Here is a 17,027-nt window from a genome sequence, read left to right on the forward strand (position 1 = left end):
CCGCTTTATCAGTTTATTAAGAATTGCTGCTAAGATTGCCGTCAATTGGTCGCGCACGACCGACGTTTTGATCACCGTGGCGATTGGCGATGAAGTTCGAGACCATCAAAAGGGTTATCCTGGCCGCCATCATGCTGCCCTTCGTCTTCATGCTCATTGAAGGCGTCGTCGTCATACGGGCTTCGGTCAAGCAGTATAGGGATCTGGAGAAAGACCGGCAGTTCGCCGACGTGCTCGCCCGCGGCGGCTCCATCGCAGCCACGGAGATCCTGAGTGAAATCGGCGCCACTCGCCTTTATCTCGCGCGTCCCAGCAGCAAGAGCGCCGCCGATATGCAGCGAAGCCGGGCAACGCTCGATGACGAGCGCCTTGCCTTCTATGCCAGCCTGCCTTCCCGCGATACGCTCGACGAAGGGCTTGTGGAAGAATTGTCGATGCTCAGCCTTGCCTACAGCCGCATCGTCGCCGCGCGCAGTGCCGTCGACCAGGGCCGCTATGTCGGCAGTGATCCCGGGTCGATCTACTGGTATGCAGCCCTCAAGCAGCTTGCCGTCGTCGATGCGCTGTCACCCCTGATCAGCGATCCGGTGCTGCTCGAGAAATCCAACCAGCTGATGGGCATCATGCTGGCCTATTACGGCGAAAGGCTGATTACCGGTGTTGGCACCCGATATCTCGATCATGGTGTTTCCGCCAGATTTCCGGTGGAGCTGTTCATCCAGGGCAAGGTCATGCTCGGCGAGGGCATGGACCACATGGTCTTTCATTCGGCGGCGCCGATCGTGCGGGATATCGTCGCCTATCTCGGTCGCCGCGACCAGGTGAAGGCGAATGCGATCACCGATGCCATCCTCGCCGGATCGCGGCCGAAGGGCGCGGTGCGCGAGGCCTGGGCGGCTGCGCAGAGCGAACGCATGGCTTTCCTGCAGCAGAAGATGATCGAGGCGGCGAGCGATATTCACGAGACCGGCGAAAATTTTTCGACGCGCTCGCATTTGCATCTGACGCGGATCCTGGCGCTGTGCGCCGGCCTGCTCATTCTCGCGACGTTGGTGATGCTGCTGGCGGCAAGGGGCCTGCGCCTGATCGACCGGCTGGCAAGGGACCGGGAGACGCTGGTCGGCGAGTTGCGCAACGCGGCCCAGACCGATCTCCTGACCGGTCTTTACAACAGGCGCGGCTTCGAGTTCGCCGCCTCGGCCCTTCTCACGCAGGCCGAGCACGGATCACGCTGGATTTCTGTCGTGCTCTTCGACCTCGATCATTTCAAGAAGATCAACGATGTCAACGGCCATGATGCCGGCGATGCCGTGCTCCGGCATGTCGCGGGCGTCGCGCGCGAGAATTTCCGCTCCTTCGATCTGCTGGTGCGCCATGGCGGCGAGGAGTTCCTGGCGCTCCTGCCGGATTCGACCCCCGACGACGCAGCAATCGTTGCCGAGCGCGTGCGGCTGGCGATCGAGGCGGCGGAAATCCCATTGGAGAGCGGCGATATCCTCAAAGTGACGGCGAGTTTCGGATGCGCCGGCCGGGCAAATGACGCCGCCAACCGGAATTTCGAGGATCTGGTCAAACGCGCCGATCTCTCGCTTTACGCTGCCAAGGCCTCCGGCCGCAACTGCGTCGTTTCGGGGCCGATCGTGCCGGCGCACGAGGAGCGCCGCAAGACGGCGTCCGGCGGCGGTTTTGATTCCCGCCTATGAAAAAAACGCCGCATCTCGCGGCGTTTCCTGTCATTCCTGTCGATAGAGGCTTACCGGCCGTCGATCTGCTGACCGATATAGGCGATAGCCTGCTGGTAGACGCTGGCGGCGTTCCAGCCCTGGATGGCAACGAAGTTCGGCTCTCCCGGCTGATAGCCGGCGCCGGCGCGCCAGCCATGGCCCTTGAGGAAATTCGCGGTCGAGGCCAACGCATCGGCGCGGGAACCGACCATGTCGACGCGGCCGTCGCCATCGCCGTCGGCACCGAAGCGCACGACATTGCGCGGCAGAAACTGCGTCTGGCCGATTTCACCATGGGCGGCACCCTTGGCCTGCGGGCTCAGATAACCCTCGGAGACGAGCTGGAGCGCGGCATAGAGCTGGTCGGTGAAATAATCCGAACGGCGGCAGTCATAGGCGAGCGTCGAAACGGCCGACAGCGTATGCTGGTTGCCCATATAGCTGCCAAAACCGGTCTCCATGCCCCAGATTGCGATCAGCGGGCCGGCCGGAACGCCGAAACGGCGCTCGATCGAGGCAAAAAGCGCCTGGTTGGCGGCCTTCATACTGCGGCCGCGGGAGATGACGGCGGCGCCGCCGCGCTTCTGCATGAACGCGTCGAAGGAGAGTTTGAAGCTCTTCTGGCCGCGGTCGGCGGCGATCGTCGGTTTGTTGTAATTGACGTTGGCGAAGGCGCGGCTGAGCACCGACTGGCTGACGCCGTTGGCCGCTGCCGTCTGTTTGAAATCGGCGACCCAGGCGTCGAAGCCGGCGCTGGTATTGCCACATTGCGGTCCTTGCGCGAACGCCGGTACCACATGGAGAATCCCCATTGCCGCAGCGGCCGCCAGAAATAACTTTGTCATGCGCATTGAGAAACCCCACTTTGCCCGGAAAAGCCCCGCTCACCGAGCAGGGCTTTAGCATCTTATGGTTTACAAATGGTATCAGGCAGCCTGCTTGCGCGGCTTGACAAGGCCGCGATTGACGAGCAGCTCGGCGATCTGGATGGCGTTCAATGCCGCGCCCTTGCGCAGATTGTCGGAGACCACCCAGATGTTGAGGCCGTTTTCGACCGTCGCATCTTCCCGGATGCGCGAGATGTAGGTTGCGTCCTCGCCGGCGGATTCATACGGCGTGATGTAGCCGCCGTTCTCACGCTTGTCGATGACGAGGCAGCCCGGTGCGTCGCGCAGGATGTCGCGGGCCTGGTCGGCGGTGATCTCGTTTTCGAACTCGATGTTGACCGATTCCGAATGACCGATGAAAACCGGCACGCGCACCGCGGTGCAGGTCACCTTGATCTTCGGGTCGAGCATCTTCTTCGTCTCGGCCAGCACCTTCCACTCTTCCTTGGTGTAACCGTCTTCCATGAAGACGTCGATGTGCGGGATGACGTTGAATGCGATACGCTTAGTGAACTTCTTGTTCTCGATCGGATCGGCGACGAAGACGGCGCGCGTCTGATTGAAGAGCTCGTCCATGCCGTCCTTGCCGGCGCCGGAGACCGACTGGTAGGTCGAGATGACGACACGCTTGATCTTGGCGAAGTCGTGCAGCGGCTTCAGCGCCACCACCAGCTGGGCGGTCGAGCAATTCGGATTGGCGATGATGTTGCGCTTGGTGAACAGGCTGATGGCATCCGGGTTCACTTCCGGCACGATCAGCGGCACGTCGGCGTCGTAACGCCAAGCCGAGGAATTGTCGATGACGACGCAGCCCTGCTGGCCGATCTTCGGCGAGAACTTCTTGGAGACCTCACCGCCGGCCGACATCAGGCAGATATCGGTATCGGAGAAATCGTAATTCTCCATATTGGAAACCTTCAGCGTCCGGTCACCATAGGAAACCTCGGTGCCTTGCGAACGCGCGGAGGCAAGCGCCACGACCTCATCGGCGGGGAAGCCCCGCTCGGAAAGGATGTTGAGAATCTCCCGGCCGACATTTCCGGTCGCTCCTGCAACTGCTACTTTGAAACCCATTTCTCAAGCTCTCTTTCTCTTCTCTCCTCTGGTCTGGTGAGGGGAAAGGCGCGACGGGTCGCGTCTTCCTGTCCCCAGCCAAGCCGGGGAGAGAGCGGCAGGCCAGAGACGTCAGACGGTTTTCGTCGTCGTTTTGGCCTTGGTTTTGGCAGAAACCGGAACGGCAATGTCCACCCCGGCAACCTGTGCCCGGTCATTGCGGTCAGCAATGGCGTGTTCGTCGCGAACCATGGAGATTCCTTTTCCGCTGTTGCTCTTAGAAGGTTTTCCACAGGAGTCAAGGTTTTTGCGCTCGAAGCAGGACGCGAAAGCGGCGGCCCACCGCTGCGACGTTTTGTCATGCCGCTGTCATCCTCGGGAGGTATCCCGGCCGGGTTAGCAATGTCTGCAACGAAAACGGGGGTTTTCCATGCGTACGCTTCTTGCCGCCTTTGCGGCCACCACCATCCTTGCGGGCGCCGCTCAGGCGACGACGGTCTATCCGTTCGATCGCGCGACGATTCTTGCCGGCTCACCGTTCGATTTCAAGGTCGAACTCAACAAGCAGGTCAAGCCCGAAGACGTGAAGATCACCGTCAACGGCCAGGATTACAAGACTGTTCTCGGCGGTGAATCGCAGTTCGTCGAACTGGAAAAGGGCAAGGAAGACAAGGCTCTCGGCTCCGCTCTCCTGTTGCGCGGCCTTAAGATTTCCGCTCCGGGCGACTACAAGATCGAAGTCGCTGCCGGCGATGAAACGAAGTCCGTTACCTGGAACGTTTATGAGACCGCGGCTCAGCCGAAGGCCAAGAACATCATCTTCCTGCTCGGCGACGGCCTTTCCGTGGCGCACCGCACCGCCGCCCGCATCATGTCCAAGGGAATGGCCGAAGGCAAGGCAAACGGCCGTCTCAACATGGACGATCTCGATCATATGGCGTTTATCGGCACATCGGCGACGAATGCCGTCGCCACGGATTCGGCCAATACCATGTCGGCCTTGATGACGGGTCACAAGACGGCCGTCAACGCGCTCGGCGTCTATGCCGACCGTACGCCGGCCACGCTCGATGACCCGCGTGTGGAAACCTTTGGCGAAGCCGTCCGCCGCACGACCAAGAAGTCGATCGGCATCGTCGCGACGGCTGAGGTGGAGGACGCGACGCCAGCTGCCGTCGTTTCCCATACCCGCAGCCGCAACGATAAGGCTGACATTGTCGGCATGCTGCTCGACGTCAAGCCGGAAGTCCTGCTCGGCGGTGGTTCGGCCTATTTCCTCGGCAAGGAGGTCGCCGGTTCCAAGCGCAAGGACAACCAGGACTATATTAAGCTGTTCCAGGATGCCGGCTACAAGCTCGCGACCGATAAGAACGAGCTCGCCGCCAATGCATCGGCCGCCGGCAATCTCCTCGGCCTGTTCCACACCGGCAATATGGACGTGACGCTCGACCGCGAATTCCTGAAGAAAGGCACAGTCGACAAGTTCCCGAACCAGCCGGGTCTCGTCGCCATGACCAAGGTCGCGCTCGACCGCCTCTCCAAGAATCCGAACGGCTTCTTCCTGATGGTCGAAGGTTCTTCGATCGACAAGATGTCGCATCCGCTCGATTGGGATCGCGCCGTCGTCGAAACCATCGAATTCGACCAGGCGATCGGCGTCGCGCGCGAATTCCAGAAGGCGCATCCGGATACGCTGATCGTCGTCACCGGCGACCACACGCACGGCGTTTCGATCATCGGCACCGTCGATGACGAGAAGCCCGGCACAGAAATGCGCGAAAAGGTCGGCACCTATGCCGAAGCCGGCTTCCCGAACTACAAGGACGAAAACGGCGACGGCTACCCCGACAAGATCGACGTCAGCCGCCGCCTGTTCCTCAGCGCCAATAACGGCCCTGACCATTACGAGACCTTCCGTCCCAAGCTCGACGGCCCTTTCGTTCCGGCTGTCCAGAACGAAAAGAAGGAATATGTCGCCAACGAACAGTACAAGGATGTTCCCGGCGCCGTCTTCGTTCAGGGCAATCTTCCGAAGAGCAGCGAGAGCGGCGTCCATGCGGTCGACGACGTCGTCCTGCAGTCGGCCGGTCCAGGCTCCGAGGAGTTCCATGGCTACATGGAACAGAGCGATGTTTATCGCGTGCTCGCCGACACTTTCGCGCTCGGCGCCAAGCAGACGAACTGATCTCTCGACGCGGATGATTTTAGGCCGGATCGGCCTAAAATCTGAATCCGCATCGCGATCAAAGAAATAGAGCATGATGTCGTCCGAAAACCGCTCACACTTTTCGGCATCATGCTCTGGCCGATCCCCGCAAGGCTGCTTGCCGGCCTTGCCTCTTTCGTCGATCATGGTCCCGGCCGTTCAGCGGCCGGGATTTGTTTCCTGGAGGTCGCCATGGACATATTCTCTTCGCTGCATCTCAGCCGCCGCCGGCTGATCGGCGCCGCCGTTGCGCTTCCCTTTGCCGCTTCCACCGTTCGCGCCGGCGATGCTTCACTCTCCTTTGACGAGCTCTATGGCAAGTTCGGCGTGCTCGGCCTCGAATTCTCCGAGAAGGTGAAGCAGCTCGCGAGCCAGGAAATCAGCATGAAGGGCTTCATGGCGCCGCCGCTGAAGGCCGAGGCGCAGTTCTTCGTGCTCACCGAGGTGCCGATGTCGCTCTGCCCCTTCTGCTCCTCGGATGCGGACTGGCCTGACAATATCGTCGTCGTCTATCTCTCGGAGAAACAGACCTTCGTGCAGCCGCGCCAGACGATCGAAGTGCGCGGCATGCTGGAATATGGTTCCTGGACGGACCCGGATACCGGCTTCGTCAGCCTGCTGCGGATCCGCCAGGCCGAATATTCCGCGGCCTGAACCGATATGCTCGCTCTTCATATCGAAAACCTTGACGTCACCTTCCCCGGCCTGTCCTCGCCCGCGCTGGCGATCGACCGTCTGTCGATCGACGCCGGCAGCAGGGTCGCCATTACAGGCGCGTCCGGATCCGGCAAGAGCACCTTCGTCAATGTTGTCGCCGGGCTGGAACGGACGCGGCAGGGCCGCATCCGTTGGAATGGCGAGGATATTGCGGGTTTTTCGGAAAGCCGCCGCGACCGGTTCCGTGCCGCCAATATCGGCCTGGTCATGCAGGAATTTCATCTCTTTCCCGGCCTGTCGGCGCTGGAGAACGTGCTTCTGCCGGCGCGGCTTGCGGGTGCGGCCACGGCTGATGTCATCGAGCGGGCGCATGCGCTTTTGAGCACGGTCGGTCTTTCCCGACCCGGCCAGAAAATCGAAACCATGTCGCGCGGCGAGATGCAGCGCGTGGCGATCGGCCGGGCGCTGCTGCGCAAGCCCGGCGTCATCATCGCCGACGAGCCGACGGCGAGCCTCGATGCCGAAAGCGGTGAGGCTGTCGGAAACCTTATCCTCGATCTCGCCATTGCCGAAGGCAGCACGCTGATCGTCGTTTCACACGACCAGCGGCTGGCGAGCCGCCTCGATCGGCGTATTACCTTCGGCTCCGGCCGGATCAGCGACGATTCCGCGGCAACGGCGGGAGAGGCCGCATGATCCGCTTCATCCTTGCCGATCTTCGCCGCCTCTGGGCGGGCTCGCTGGTGGTCGTGCTGCTGGTGGCGCTGGCGACCGCGCTCGGCGTTTGCGTCGTGCTGCAGGAGCGGGCGCTTCGTCTCGGCAGCGCCCGCGCCGCCGACAAGTTCGATCTCGTGATCGGCGCCGGCGGCAGCGAGACGCAGCTCGTGCTGTCCTCCGTCTTCCTGCAGCCTTCACCTTTGCCGCTGATGCCGGGTGAGGTCTTGGCCAGGCTTGCCGCCGATCGACGTGTCGACTGGGCAGCCCCGATCGGCTTCGGTGATTCCTTCTCCGGCTATCCGATCGTCGGGACGACGGTGCCGCTGGTGGAGAAGCTGTCCGGCGATTTTGCCGAGGGCAAGGTTTTCGCCCGCGAGGGAGAGGCGGTGATCGGCTCCGCGGTCAAGCTGCCGCTCGGGGCAGAGATCAAGCCGATGCATGGCCTGGCTGAGGAAGGAGGCGAGACTCATACCGAACTCGTCTACCACGTCGCCGGCCGCCTGCGGCCGACGGGGACTGCCTGGGACCGGGCCATTCTCGTTCCGATCCAGGCTGTCTGGCATATCCATGGCCTGGGGGCAGACGCGCATGAAAGCGCCGAGGAGGCAGGACACGATCACGAGCATGAAGGCGCCGATCATGATGCGCACGAGCATCATGGAGAAATCGACCCGGATGCCGCACTCGACGAAAACTGGGCTGCGGATGCGCCCGGGCTTCCCGCCATCCTCGTCAAGCCGAAGACGATCGCCGACGCCTACAAGCTGCGGCAGGATTATCGCAGCGGCAATACCGTTGCCGTCTTTCCCGGCGAGGTGCTGACCAATCTCTACGGCACGCTCGGCGACGCCAAGCAGATCCTCGTTGCGGTCGCCGCCGGCGCGCAAGCGCTCGTTGCCGCCTCGCTGGTGCTGGTCACGGTCATCCATATCGGCCAACGACGCCGCCAGATCGGTGCGCTCCGGGCCTTCGGCGCCCCGCGCGGCGCGATTTTCGGCATCGTCTGGCTGGAATTCTTCTTCCTGGTGGCAGCCGGCATCGGGCTCGGATTCACCTTCGGCTATGCTGCGGCGCTAACCCTGTCCGGCATGTTCTCTCAGACGAGCGGGATTGCCATGCCGGTCGGCTTCGCCCGTGAAGACACCGGGCTTGCGGCGGTGCTGTTCGCCTTTGCCGCCATCCTGGCCGCATTGCCGGCGGTGCTCGCCTACCGGCAATCGCCGGCGCAGGCGCTGAGAGCATAACTATGGCCGGCCGACTCCGCTGCCTGCAAAGCGCGTTGCAATTAGACTAAAGTCATAATCCCAAAGCATCTCTCTTTTTGATCGGTCGTTTCTGGCACACTCTCGTCAGGCGTGTCGCGGCCAGGGGTCTGCTTTGAGGAGAGTAGGTCGCGCGCGTTGCTCATCACTCTGTGGAGGACAGACAATGGCAAATGTCGCAAGCATCGACGGCGCGAAGGCCGGCCCGATGACCGGCGAAGAGAAGAAGGTGATCTTCGCCTCTTCGCTCGGCACCGTTTTCGAATGGTATGATTTCTATCTCTACGGTTCGCTCGCCACCTATATCGGCGCGACCTATTTCACCCAATATCCCGAGGCGACGCGCAACATCTTCACGCTGCTCGCCTTTGCCGCCGGCTTCCTGGTGCGCCCGTTCGGCGCGCTGGTGTTCGGCCGTCTCGGCGATCTGGTCGGCCGCAAGTACACCTTCCTGGTGACGATCATGATCATGGGTCTGTCGACCTTCCTCGTCGGCATCCTGCCGGGTGCCGCCACCATCGGCATCGCCGCCCCGATCATCCTAATCGCGCTGCGCCTGCTACAAGGTCTGGCGCTGGGCGGTGAATATGGCGGTGCGGCAACCTATGTCGCCGAACATGCGCCGAACGGGCGCCGCGGCTACTTCACCTCATGGATCCAGACGACGGCAACGCTCGGCCTGTTCCTGTCGCTGATTGTCATCGTTCTGGTTCAATATCTGATGGGTGCGGCTCAGTTTGCCGCCTGGGGCTGGCGCATTCCGTTCCTGGTCTCCGTCGTCCTGCTCGGCATTTCCGTCTGGATCCGCCTGAAGATGAACGAATCGCCGGCGTTCCAGCGCATGAAGGCGGAAGGCAAGGGCTCCAAGGCGCCGCTGACCGAAGCCTTCGGCACATGGAGAAATGCCAAGATTGCGATCATCGCGCTTCTCGGCGCCACCATGGGCCAGGCGGTCGTCTGGTACGGCGGTCAGTTCTATGCACTGTTCTTCCTGCAGAACGTACTGAAGGTGGACCTGCAGTCGGCCAATATCATGGTCGCCATCGCGCTCTTCCTCGCCACGCCGTTCTTCGTCATCTTCGGCGGCCTCTCCGACAAGATCGGCCGCAAGCCGATCATCATGGCAGGCCTTCTCATCGCGGCGGTGACGTATAATCCGCTGTTCAAGGCGATGACCTGGACGGCGAACCCGGCACTTGCCGAAGCCCAGGCCTCGATCCGGGCAACGGTCACGGCCGATCCGGCGGATTGCAAATTCCAGTTCAATCCGACCGGCACGTCGAAGTTCACCAGCTCCTGCGACGTGGCGACAGCGTTCCTGACGAAGAACTCGGTGCCCTATGACGTCGTTCCCGGTCCGGCCGGTCAGCCGGCAACGGTGAAGGTCGGCAATGGGACGATTGCGAGCTTCGACGTCGTCGCTGCCGGCGACAAGGCCAAGGGCATGACCGCCGCCTTCGAAAAGGGCGTCAACATCGCGCTCCACGATGCCGGCTATCCGCTGAAGCGCGGCGCCGCCAAGGTGCCGGATTCCAAGCTCGATGCTTTCATCGCAGCCAATCCGGAACTGTCGCTGAATGCCGATGCTGTGCGTGCCGGCGAGAAGGAAACCGTGCCAGCGGCCAAGCTGGTCGAGACCAAGCTGCTGACGGCCGATGAGGCCAACGGCGTCACCGACATGGCGGTCTACACCGTCGCCAATGGCGGCGCCTTCGCCATGGCCGCCGATCCTGCCCGCGTCAACTGGATCGGCACGATCGCCATCCTGTTCGTCCTCGTCATCTATGTGACGATGGTCTACGGCCCGATCGCCGCCCTGCTGGTCGAGCTCTTCCCGACCCGCATCCGCTATACCGGTATGTCGCTGCCCTATCACATCGGCAACGGCTGGTTCGGCGGCCTGCTGCCGGCTACGGCCTTCGCGATGAGCGCTGCCGCGGGCGATATCTATTACGGTCTCTGGTACCCGATCGTCTTCGCGACGATCACGCTGGTGATCGGCCTGATCTTCCTGCCGGAAACGAAGAACAGGGATATCCACGCGCTGGATTGAGCGGCGCGTCAGCGCTTGAGAAAAACGGCCCGGCGCTTACAAGGCGCCGGGCTTTTTGATGTCAGGAAAAAGGTGTTTGGCGATCGGCCAGCCATCCGGCGCCAATTTGAAGAGCAGGCCGCAGCGGGCAAAGACGATCGCCGTCAGCAGCGAGAACCAGCCGCCGAACGCAAGGCCGGCGATGACGTCGCTCGGATAGTGGGCGCCGACCATGACACGCGTCATGCCGAGCCAGATGGCGCCGGCGATGAAGAGAACGCGGTAGCGCGGAAACAGCAGGGCAAAGGCGGCGAAGAAGGCGCCGACCGTGGTGGAATGCCCAGACGGGAAACTTTCCAAAGCGGCATGGCCTGAAAAGGGCGTGAAGGAAAACATGCCCAAATCGTGAAAATGATCGGGACGCGCCCTGCCGATCGCCCGTTTCAGCAGATTGGCGAGAAGCCCGGAGAAGACGACCGTGGCGAAGAGATAGGCGCCGATCCAGCTGACATAGAGGGCCTGCGCCTTCGAGCGCGCCGTCTTCACGAGCTTGTAGCCCGCCCTGCCCTGAAAGAACAGCAGGATGCTGGTAAAGATCAGCCAGGCGGAATCGCCGAAACCGGTCATCATCTCGCCGAGGTGTTTCACCAGTGCAGGAGGTTCGCTGGCGCCGATCGGCGCATCGAACAGCAGCATGGAAAGGATGACGGCATTGAGCGTGATGAAAAGACAGGCCTGCCAACGCAAAGGCGGCATGATAGCGCCGTTCCGGCGCCAACGCTTGTCCAGGGAAGCCCAAAATGCCCGCATTCCGTCGTCCGTTCGAATTTGCCGGGTTGAAATTCGGCGCAAAAATACACGAGATTGTGGCCGAGAATAGTCTGTTTCGGATAATTCGACCGACCCCGTTCAGGCTTCTCGGTTTCACGAAAAAGCCCTCCGCATGGGTGATGCGAAGGGCTGAACTGTTTCACGTGAAATATATCAGGCGGAAAGCGCCTTGAACTCGGCGAGGATCGCATCGCCCATCTCGACGGTGCCGACCTGCCTTGCGCCATCGGCCATGATGTCGCCGGTGCGGATGCCCTTGTCGAGCACGTTGGCGATCGCTTTTTCCAGGTCGTCGGCTTCCTTCACCAGGTTGAAGGAGTAACGCAGGCACATGGCGAAGGAGGCGATCATGGCGATCGGATTGGCAATGCCCTTGCCGGCGATGTCGGGAGCCGAGCCGTGCACCGGCTCGTAGAGCGCCTTGCGCTTGCCTGTTTTGCCGTCGGGCGCACCGAGCGAGGCCGACGGCAGCATTCCGAGTGAACCGGTCAACATGGCGGCGACGTCGGAGAGCATATCGCCGAAGAGATTGTCGGTGACGATGACATCGAACTGCTTGGGCTGGCGCACCAGCTGCATGCCGCCGGCGTCAGCCAGCATATGCTCGAGCTGGACGTCGGAATATTTGGCCTTGTGCGTCTCGGTGACCACCTGGTTCCAAAGCACGCCCGACTTCATGACGTTGCGCTTTTCCATGGAGCAGACGCGGTTCTGTCGGGTGCGGGCCATTTCGAAGGCGACGCCGGCGATACGCTCGATCTCGTAGGTATCGTAGACCTGGGTGTCGATGCCGCGCTTCTGGCCGTTGCCGAGATCGATGATCTCCTTCGGCTCGCCGAAATAGACGCCACCCGTCAACTCGCGGATGATCAGGATATCGAGGCCTTCGACCAGTTCCGGCTTCAGCGACGAGGCCGAGGCAAGGGCCGGATAGCAGATGGCGGGACGCAGGTTGGCAAACAGCTGCAGATCCTTGCGCAGCCGCAGCAGACCGGCTTCCGGGCGGACTTCGTAAGGCACGCTATCCCATTTCGGGCCGCCGACGGCGCCGAAGAGAACGGCATCGGCGGCAAGCGCCTTCTGCATGTCGGCTTCCGAGATCGCCGCGCCATGGGCATCATAGGCGGAGCCGCCGACAAGGCCTTCGTCGGTGACGAAACCGGCATTCATCGCCTCGTTCATATAGGCGATGATCTTGCGGACCTCGCCCATGGCCTCGGGACCGATGCCGTCGCCCGGCAGCAGGAAAAGATTGCGCACAGTCATGAAACCCTCCTGGGAAAAACAAGTTGCGGTTTCTTAGACCCCGGAAATGGGCATTTCAAGCGAGAGAAGCGGTGAATCGGTACGCTTCGCTCTTCGCCGCAATGGTTGCTCCTGCGCCCGCAAACGGATTAGAATAGCAGCCTGGCTTTATGTCCCCGGATGTTTCCCATGCCTTCAGCATCGCTCCATCTCGATACGCCCTTGGTTCAGACAGCAGCTGGCTACAGCGCCAGTGGCAAACCGCTCCGGCTGAAGCTCGATGCGCTGCAGCCTTCCGGCAGCTTCAAGCTGCGCGGCGTCGGCCGGCTTTGCCAGCACGCGGTGGACAATGGCGCGCGCGAGATCTTCTGCGCATCCGGCGGCAATGCCGGCATTGCCGCGGCCTATGCCGGCCGGGCGCTCGGTGTGCCGGTCACCATCGTCGTGCCGGAGACGACGGCGGCCGATGTCCGCCAGACGATTGCCGCAACGGGCGCGAAAGTCCTCGTTCATGGTTCGGTTTTCGACGAAGCCAATGCCCATGCGGTCGAACTCGCAGAGAGCCGCAAGGCGAGTTATGTGCATCCCTTCGACCATCCGCTGCTGTGGGATGGCCATGCGACGCTGATCGACGAGGTGGTGGCCAAGGGTGTGACATTCGACTGCGTCGTCACCAGCGTCGGCGGCGGCGGCCTGCTTGCCGGTATTGTCGAGGGGCTGAGGCGCAACGGCCTTGCCGATGTGCCTGTAATCGCCGTCGAAACGGAAGGAGCGGCCTCGCTCAACGCCAGCCTCAAGGCGAATGAGCGCATCACCCTGCCCGCCATCACCTCGATTGCCACGTCGCTCGGCGCGCGGCAGGTGGCGGAGCATGTCTTCGACCTGCCGAAACGGCATCCGATCGAAAGCATTGTCGTCAGCGATGCCGATGCCGTTGCCGCCTGCCTGAAATTTGCCGATGCGCAGCGCATTCTGGTCGAGCCTGCCTGCGGTGCGGCCCTTGCCGTTGCCGATGTGCATGCCGGGCTGCTTGCCCGTTTCGACAATCCGCTCATCGAAGTCTGCGGTGGCATCGGCGTGTCGCTCGAAAAGCTGAGGCTCTGGAAAGAAAAGTTTCTCTGAGCTGAGATCAAAGAAAAAGCCGGGCAAAGCCCGGCTTGATCGACAATTTATTGGAGAGCGCTTAAGCCGCCCAAGGGTGCGAAGCGGCGTTCTTCTTCTCGAAGCTGTCGATCGCCTTGCCCTTCTCCAGCGTCAGGCCGATGTCGTCGAGACCGTTCAGCAGGCAGTGGCGCTTGAATTCGTCGAGATCGAACTTGATCGAGCCGCCATCGGGGCCGGTGATTTCGAGGTTCTCAAGGTCGACGGTGAGGATGGCGTTGGAGCCGCGCGAGGCGTCGTCCATCAGCTTGTCGAGATTTTCCTGGCTGACCTTGATCGGCAGGATGCCGTTCTTGAAACAGTTATTGTAGAAAATATCGGCGAAGCTGGTGGAGATCACGCAGCGGATGCCGAAATCGAGCAATGCCCATGGCGCGTGCTCGCGCGAGGAACCGCAGCCGAAATTGTCGCCGGCAACCAGGATCTTGGCATCGCGGTAGGCCGGCTTGTTCAGCACGAAATCCGGATTTTCGGAGCCGTCTTCGTGATAACGGGCTTCGGCGAAAAGGCCGGTGCCGAGGCCGGTGCGCTTGATGGTCTTCAGATAATCCTTCGGAATGATCATGTCGGTGTCGATATTGACGACCGGCAGGGGCGCTGCAACGCCCGTGAGCTTCACGAATTTATCCATGACCCATGCTCCATTTCAGCAAATCTACTTTCCTGAATGTGCATCTAGTCCAGTTTTTCGCCGAAATGAAGGAGAATCTTTGAAAAATGACGGCCACGCGACGTTTCGCGCGGCCTGACCTCTGCCTATGTGTCGCTACTTCGTCGGCGCGTTCAGGCCCCAGAGGACACCGAACGGGTCGCGAAGCTGGCCGTAACGGTCGCCCCAGAACATCAGTTCGACCGGCATGACGACTTCGGCGCCGGCAGCGACGGCGCGATCCCACCAGAAATCGATATCGTCGATAACCAGCTGGATGGCGAAGCCTTCATGGCCTTTGAAGGGGTGGCCGTATTCGGGATAGGCATCCGACAGCATGAGGGAGCTGCCGTTGATATAGAGATGCACATGCATCGTCCGGCCGCTCTCGTCGACCGGCACGATATAGGCTTCTTCGGCGCCGAAAGCTTTCTTGTAGAATTCCGCGGCTTTGACCGCGCCGCCGACTGTCAGATAGGGCAGCAGGCCGTTCTTGACCGGCGGCATCTTGACCGGATTGTTTTCCGTCGCATTCATGCTCATCCTCCATCGTTTTCAAGCGCCGGCTGGATGCCTGGCTGCTTCAAGGACGTAGCATGGGAGCATGATCCGACAATGTCGGTCAGTTTTTTTGAGCGAAGGCGGCTTAGAGATCGATGATCGTACCGCGGCCGTCGTTCCAGATGCGCATTTCGCGTTGGCCGTTGTTTGCCTTGGCGCGCACCGGAGCGGGCTTCATCTTCATCGACAGTGCGCGGCCGACCATCAGCACGGTCAGGATGCCGCCGACGGCGAGCGTCACCGAGAAGGTGAGCAGCAGCATGGCCACGAAAACGGTGGCGCCGGCAAGCATGAAGAAGATGGAGCGAATGTTCTGCATGGGTTTGGTACCTTTCTACAGAAAGGAATGTGGTCCTTCTTTTTCTTCTCTGCAAGGCAAGCATGGCTTTTTGTTGTCTTGCCGGGCTTTGCGAAGCTTGGCACTAATGATCGATGAGCCAAATAACCCCTCGCCGTTCCTTAAATTTGCGCCGCTCGGTGCTGAGCGTGCCCGCCATCAATCTCCGGGCGCTCGAAAAAAGCCATTCGCTTGATTGCGATGCGGTTATTTTCGATCTGGAGGATTCCGTCTCGCCCGAGAAGAAGGGGCAAGCGCGGGAAAATCTGCGCGCCTTTTTTGCGGGGCCGCCGCTTGAAGGCAAGGAAAGGATCGTCCGCATCAATTCTTTGTCATCCGAATTCGGGCCGGCGGACCTGGATCTGGTCAAGGCGCTTTTGCCCGACGCCGTTCTCCTTCCCAAGGTGGACGGACCTCGAGATATCACCGATATAGGCGATCTGCTCGCCGATGCGGATGCGCCGGAGGAGCTGCGCATCTGGGCGATGATCGAGACGCCGCGCGGCGTGCTGAATGCCGGAGCGATTGCAGAAGCCGGCCGCACGCCTGGCTCGCGGCTCGATTGCCTCGTCGTCGGCCTCAACGATCTGCGCAAGGAAACGGGCGTCTTGCCGCAGCCGGGACGAACCTATCTCGTGCCGTGGCTGATGCAGGTCGTCTTGGCGGTCAGCGCTTACGGGCTCGATGCGATCGACAGCGTCTTCAACGATTTCAGGGACGAGCAGGGTTTCGATGCCGAATGCCTGCAGGGCCGGGCCATGGGCTTTGCCGGCAAGATGCTGATCCATCCCACGCAGATCGAACCCGCCAACCGGCATTTCGGCCCGGACCCGGCAGCGATTGCGGAAGCGGAGGCGATCATATCAGCCTTTGCCGATCCCGCTTCCGATGGCTTGAACGTCATCAATTCAGGCGGGCGGATGATCGAGCGGCTGCATCTTGTCCAAGCCGAAAGCCTGGTTCATAAAGCTCGCCTGATTTCTGCAAGAAAGCCCGCCTGATGAAACTCTACCGCTTCCTGACCGGTCCCGACGACGCTTCCTTCTGCCACAAGGTCACCGCCGCCCTCAACAAGGGCTGGTCGCTGGAGGGATCGCCGACCTATGCCTTCAATGCCGCAACCGGCGCGATGCAGTGCGGCCAGGCGGTCGTCAAGACCGTCGAAGGCAAGGATTACCATCCCGAGATCAAGCTCTCCGAGCAATAGAACGTCCTGCCGGAGGCGTGGTGTTTCAGCGTTCGGCGGCTTCCTCGGCGCTTGCCTCGATCCGCTCCATATCATCGTCGCTCAGCCCGAAATGGTGGCCGATCTCGTGGATCAGGACGTGGGTGATGATATCGCCGAGCGTCTCGTCATTCTCAGCCCAGTAATCGAGAATGGGGCGCCGGTAGAGGCGGATGCGGTTCGGCATCTCGCCGGTTTCCACCGTGAAACGTTCGGAAATGCCCCTGCCCTCGAAAAGACCGAGCAGATCGAAAGGGGTTTCCAGCGCCATGTCCTCGAAAACGTCGTCATCGGGGAAATCTTCGATCTCGATCGTGAGATTGGTCGTCAGCTGGCGGAATTCTTCCGGCAGATGGCTATAGGCCTCCATGGCCAGCGACTCGAAGGCGCTGATCGTCGGCGCATGGCGGTCCCGCCAATCATCGCTCTGGTCTATGCGGGCCATGAATATTCCTTCCTTTGCGGGCCCATATAGAACCT

General features: G+C 61.4%; 17 protein-coding genes and 1 pseudogene. 9 read left to right on the top strand and 9 right to left on the bottom strand.

Translation table 11 applies throughout. From position 1 onward, the window contains the following. Positions 1-89 precede the first annotated feature (89 nt). Entirely contained in the window at positions 90-1,703 is a 1,614-nt protein-coding gene (locus BBJ66_RS06700; RefSeq protein ID WP_049733257.1) for a GGDEF domain-containing protein, read from the top strand. A 50-nt stretch (positions 1,704-1,753) separates the two neighbouring features. Here BBJ66_RS06700 and BBJ66_RS06705 read toward each other — a convergent pair whose 3' ends face one another. From BBJ66_RS06705 to BBJ66_RS34870, 3 genes and pseudogenes are all read right to left on the bottom strand, one after another. Further along, a complete protein-coding gene (locus BBJ66_RS06705; RefSeq protein ID WP_049733258.1) occupies positions 1,754-2,575 on the bottom strand; it encodes a lytic murein transglycosylase in 822 nt (273 codons plus the stop codon). Between the two features lie 75 nt (positions 2,576-2,650). Next, entirely contained in the window at positions 2,651-3,685 is a 1,035-nt protein-coding gene (locus BBJ66_RS06710; protein ID WP_049733259.1) for an aspartate-semialdehyde dehydrogenase, read from the bottom strand. Positions 3,686-3,796: 111 nt separating this feature from the next. After that, positions 3,797-4,026, bottom strand: a pseudogene (locus BBJ66_RS34870) (hypothetical protein). A gap of 68 nt (positions 4,027-4,094) precedes the next feature. On the opposite strand from BBJ66_RS34870, the gene BBJ66_RS06720 reads away from it, so the two are divergent. The 5 genes from BBJ66_RS06720 to BBJ66_RS06740 all read left to right on the top strand — a co-directional run bounded on the left by BBJ66_RS06720 (position 4,095) and on the right by BBJ66_RS06740 (position 10,559). Beyond that, positions 4,095-5,849: an alkaline phosphatase gene (locus BBJ66_RS06720; protein ID WP_071085843.1), complete on the top strand. Its 1,755-nt coding sequence runs from the start codon at positions 4,095-4,097 to the stop codon at positions 5,847-5,849. A gap of 213 nt (positions 5,850-6,062) precedes the next feature. After that, positions 6,063-6,524, top strand: a complete 462-nt coding sequence (locus tag BBJ66_RS06725) for a hypothetical protein (protein ID WP_071085990.1) — start codon at positions 6,063-6,065, stop codon at positions 6,522-6,524. A gap of 6 nt (positions 6,525-6,530) precedes the next feature. Next, entirely contained in the window at positions 6,531-7,223 is a 693-nt protein-coding gene (locus BBJ66_RS06730) for an ABC transporter ATP-binding protein (RefSeq protein WP_071085845.1), read from the top strand. Next, positions 7,220-8,488, top strand: a complete 1,269-nt coding sequence (locus BBJ66_RS06735) for an ABC transporter permease (RefSeq protein ID WP_071085846.1) — start codon at positions 7,220-7,222, stop codon at positions 8,486-8,488. Before BBJ66_RS06730 ends, BBJ66_RS06735 begins: the two co-directional genes overlap by 4 nt. 184 nt (positions 8,489-8,672) lie before the next feature. Further along, a complete protein-coding gene (locus BBJ66_RS06740) occupies positions 8,673-10,559 on the top strand; it encodes an MFS transporter (protein ID WP_049733263.1) in 1,887 nt (628 codons plus the stop codon). A 36-nt stretch (positions 10,560-10,595) separates the two neighbouring features. On the opposite strand, the gene lpxE is transcribed toward BBJ66_RS06740, so the two are convergent. Beyond that, a complete protein-coding gene (gene lpxE, locus BBJ66_RS06745; RefSeq protein ID WP_190238070.1) occupies positions 10,596-11,348 on the bottom strand; it encodes a lipid A 1-phosphatase LpxE in 753 nt (250 codons plus the stop codon). Between the two features lie 174 nt (positions 11,349-11,522). Next, positions 11,523-12,635: a 3-isopropylmalate dehydrogenase gene (leuB, locus tag BBJ66_RS06755; RefSeq protein WP_071085848.1), complete on the bottom strand. Its 1,113-nt coding sequence runs from the start codon at positions 12,633-12,635 to the stop codon at positions 11,523-11,525. Between the two features lie 168 nt (positions 12,636-12,803). Here leuB and BBJ66_RS06760 point away from each other — a divergent pair, with 168 nt between their 5' ends. Beyond that, a complete protein-coding gene (locus BBJ66_RS06760; protein ID WP_071085850.1) occupies positions 12,804-13,736 on the top strand; it encodes a pyridoxal-phosphate dependent enzyme in 933 nt (310 codons plus the stop codon). Positions 13,737-13,797: 61 nt separating this feature from the next. On the opposite strand, the gene leuD is transcribed toward BBJ66_RS06760, so the two are convergent. The 3 genes from leuD to BBJ66_RS06775 all read right to left on the bottom strand — a co-directional run bounded on the left by leuD (position 13,798) and on the right by BBJ66_RS06775 (position 15,304). Then, the gene (gene leuD / locus BBJ66_RS06765; protein ID WP_049733269.1) at positions 13,798-14,406 is read right to left on the bottom strand and encodes a 3-isopropylmalate dehydratase small subunit; all 609 of its coding nucleotides are present in this window, start codon (positions 14,404-14,406) and stop codon (positions 13,798-13,800) included. Between the two features lie 135 nt (positions 14,407-14,541). Then, positions 14,542-14,961, bottom strand: coding sequence for a VOC family protein (locus BBJ66_RS06770; protein ID WP_049733270.1), 420 nt, complete (start codon positions 14,959-14,961; stop codon positions 14,542-14,544). Between the two features lie 109 nt (positions 14,962-15,070). Then, a complete protein-coding gene (locus BBJ66_RS06775) occupies positions 15,071-15,304 on the bottom strand; it encodes a hypothetical protein (RefSeq protein WP_010028885.1) in 234 nt (77 codons plus the stop codon). 113 nt (positions 15,305-15,417) lie between these two features. On the opposite strand from BBJ66_RS06775, the gene BBJ66_RS06780 reads away from it, so the two are divergent. Further along, positions 15,418-16,323 (top strand): HpcH/HpaI aldolase/citrate lyase family protein, encoded by a 906-nt coding sequence (locus tag BBJ66_RS06780; protein WP_049733271.1) that lies wholly within the window; start codon positions 15,418-15,420, stop codon positions 16,321-16,323. Further along, positions 16,323-16,529: a DUF1737 domain-containing protein gene (locus BBJ66_RS06785; RefSeq protein ID WP_003589581.1), complete on the top strand. Its 207-nt coding sequence runs from the start codon at positions 16,323-16,325 to the stop codon at positions 16,527-16,529. Before BBJ66_RS06780 ends, BBJ66_RS06785 begins: the two co-directional genes overlap by 1 nt. 25 nt (positions 16,530-16,554) lie before the next feature. On the opposite strand, the gene BBJ66_RS06790 is transcribed toward BBJ66_RS06785, so the two are convergent. Next, positions 16,555-16,992: a metallopeptidase family protein gene (locus tag BBJ66_RS06790; protein ID WP_071085852.1), complete on the bottom strand. Its 438-nt coding sequence runs from the start codon at positions 16,990-16,992 to the stop codon at positions 16,555-16,557. Positions 16,993-17,027 lie beyond the last annotated feature (35 nt).

Origin of the sequence: Rhizobium sp. RSm-3, assembly GCF_001854685.1 — a bacterium.
GTDB lineage: Bacteria > Pseudomonadota > Alphaproteobacteria > Rhizobiales > Rhizobiaceae > Rhizobium > Rhizobium ecuadorense.

Excerpts from the sequence above, each read along its gene's own strand:
- BBJ66_RS06700 (WP_049733257.1), top strand. The coding sequence starts at position 90 with ATGAAGTTCGAGACCATCAAAAGGGTTATCCTGGCCGCCATCATGCTG.
- BBJ66_RS06705 (WP_049733258.1), bottom strand. The coding sequence starts at position 2,575 with ATGCGCATGACAAAGTTATTTCTGGCGGCCGCTGCGGCAATGGGGATT.
- BBJ66_RS06710 (WP_049733259.1), bottom strand. The coding sequence starts at position 3,685 with ATGGGTTTCAAAGTAGCAGTTGCAGGAGCGACCGGAAATGTCGGCCGG.
- BBJ66_RS06720 (WP_071085843.1), top strand. The coding sequence starts at position 4,095 with ATGCGTACGCTTCTTGCCGCCTTTGCGGCCACCACCATCCTTGCGGGC.
- BBJ66_RS06725 (WP_071085990.1), top strand. The coding sequence starts at position 6,063 with ATGGACATATTCTCTTCGCTGCATCTCAGCCGCCGCCGGCTGATCGGC.
- BBJ66_RS06730 (WP_071085845.1), top strand. The coding sequence starts at position 6,531 with ATGCTCGCTCTTCATATCGAAAACCTTGACGTCACCTTCCCCGGCCTG.
- BBJ66_RS06735 (WP_071085846.1), top strand. The coding sequence starts at position 7,220 with ATGATCCGCTTCATCCTTGCCGATCTTCGCCGCCTCTGGGCGGGCTCG.
- BBJ66_RS06740 (WP_049733263.1), top strand. The coding sequence starts at position 8,673 with ATGGCAAATGTCGCAAGCATCGACGGCGCGAAGGCCGGCCCGATGACC.
- lpxE (WP_190238070.1), bottom strand. The coding sequence starts at position 11,348 with ATGCGGGCATTTTGGGCTTCCCTGGACAAGCGTTGGCGCCGGAACGGC.
- leuB (WP_071085848.1), bottom strand. The coding sequence starts at position 12,635 with ATGACTGTGCGCAATCTTTTCCTGCTGCCGGGCGACGGCATCGGTCCC.
- BBJ66_RS06760 (WP_071085850.1), top strand. The coding sequence starts at position 12,804 with ATGCCTTCAGCATCGCTCCATCTCGATACGCCCTTGGTTCAGACAGCA.
- leuD (WP_049733269.1), bottom strand. The coding sequence starts at position 14,406 with ATGGATAAATTCGTGAAGCTCACGGGCGTTGCAGCGCCCCTGCCGGTC.
- BBJ66_RS06770 (WP_049733270.1), bottom strand. The coding sequence starts at position 14,961 with ATGAATGCGACGGAAAACAATCCGGTCAAGATGCCGCCGGTCAAGAAC.
- BBJ66_RS06775 (WP_010028885.1), bottom strand. The coding sequence starts at position 15,304 with ATGCAGAACATTCGCTCCATCTTCTTCATGCTTGCCGGCGCCACCGTT.
- BBJ66_RS06780 (WP_049733271.1), top strand. The coding sequence starts at position 15,418 with ATGAGCCAAATAACCCCTCGCCGTTCCTTAAATTTGCGCCGCTCGGTG.
- BBJ66_RS06785 (WP_003589581.1), top strand. The coding sequence starts at position 16,323 with ATGAAACTCTACCGCTTCCTGACCGGTCCCGACGACGCTTCCTTCTGC.
- BBJ66_RS06790 (WP_071085852.1), bottom strand. The coding sequence starts at position 16,992 with ATGGCCCGCATAGACCAGAGCGATGATTGGCGGGACCGCCATGCGCCG.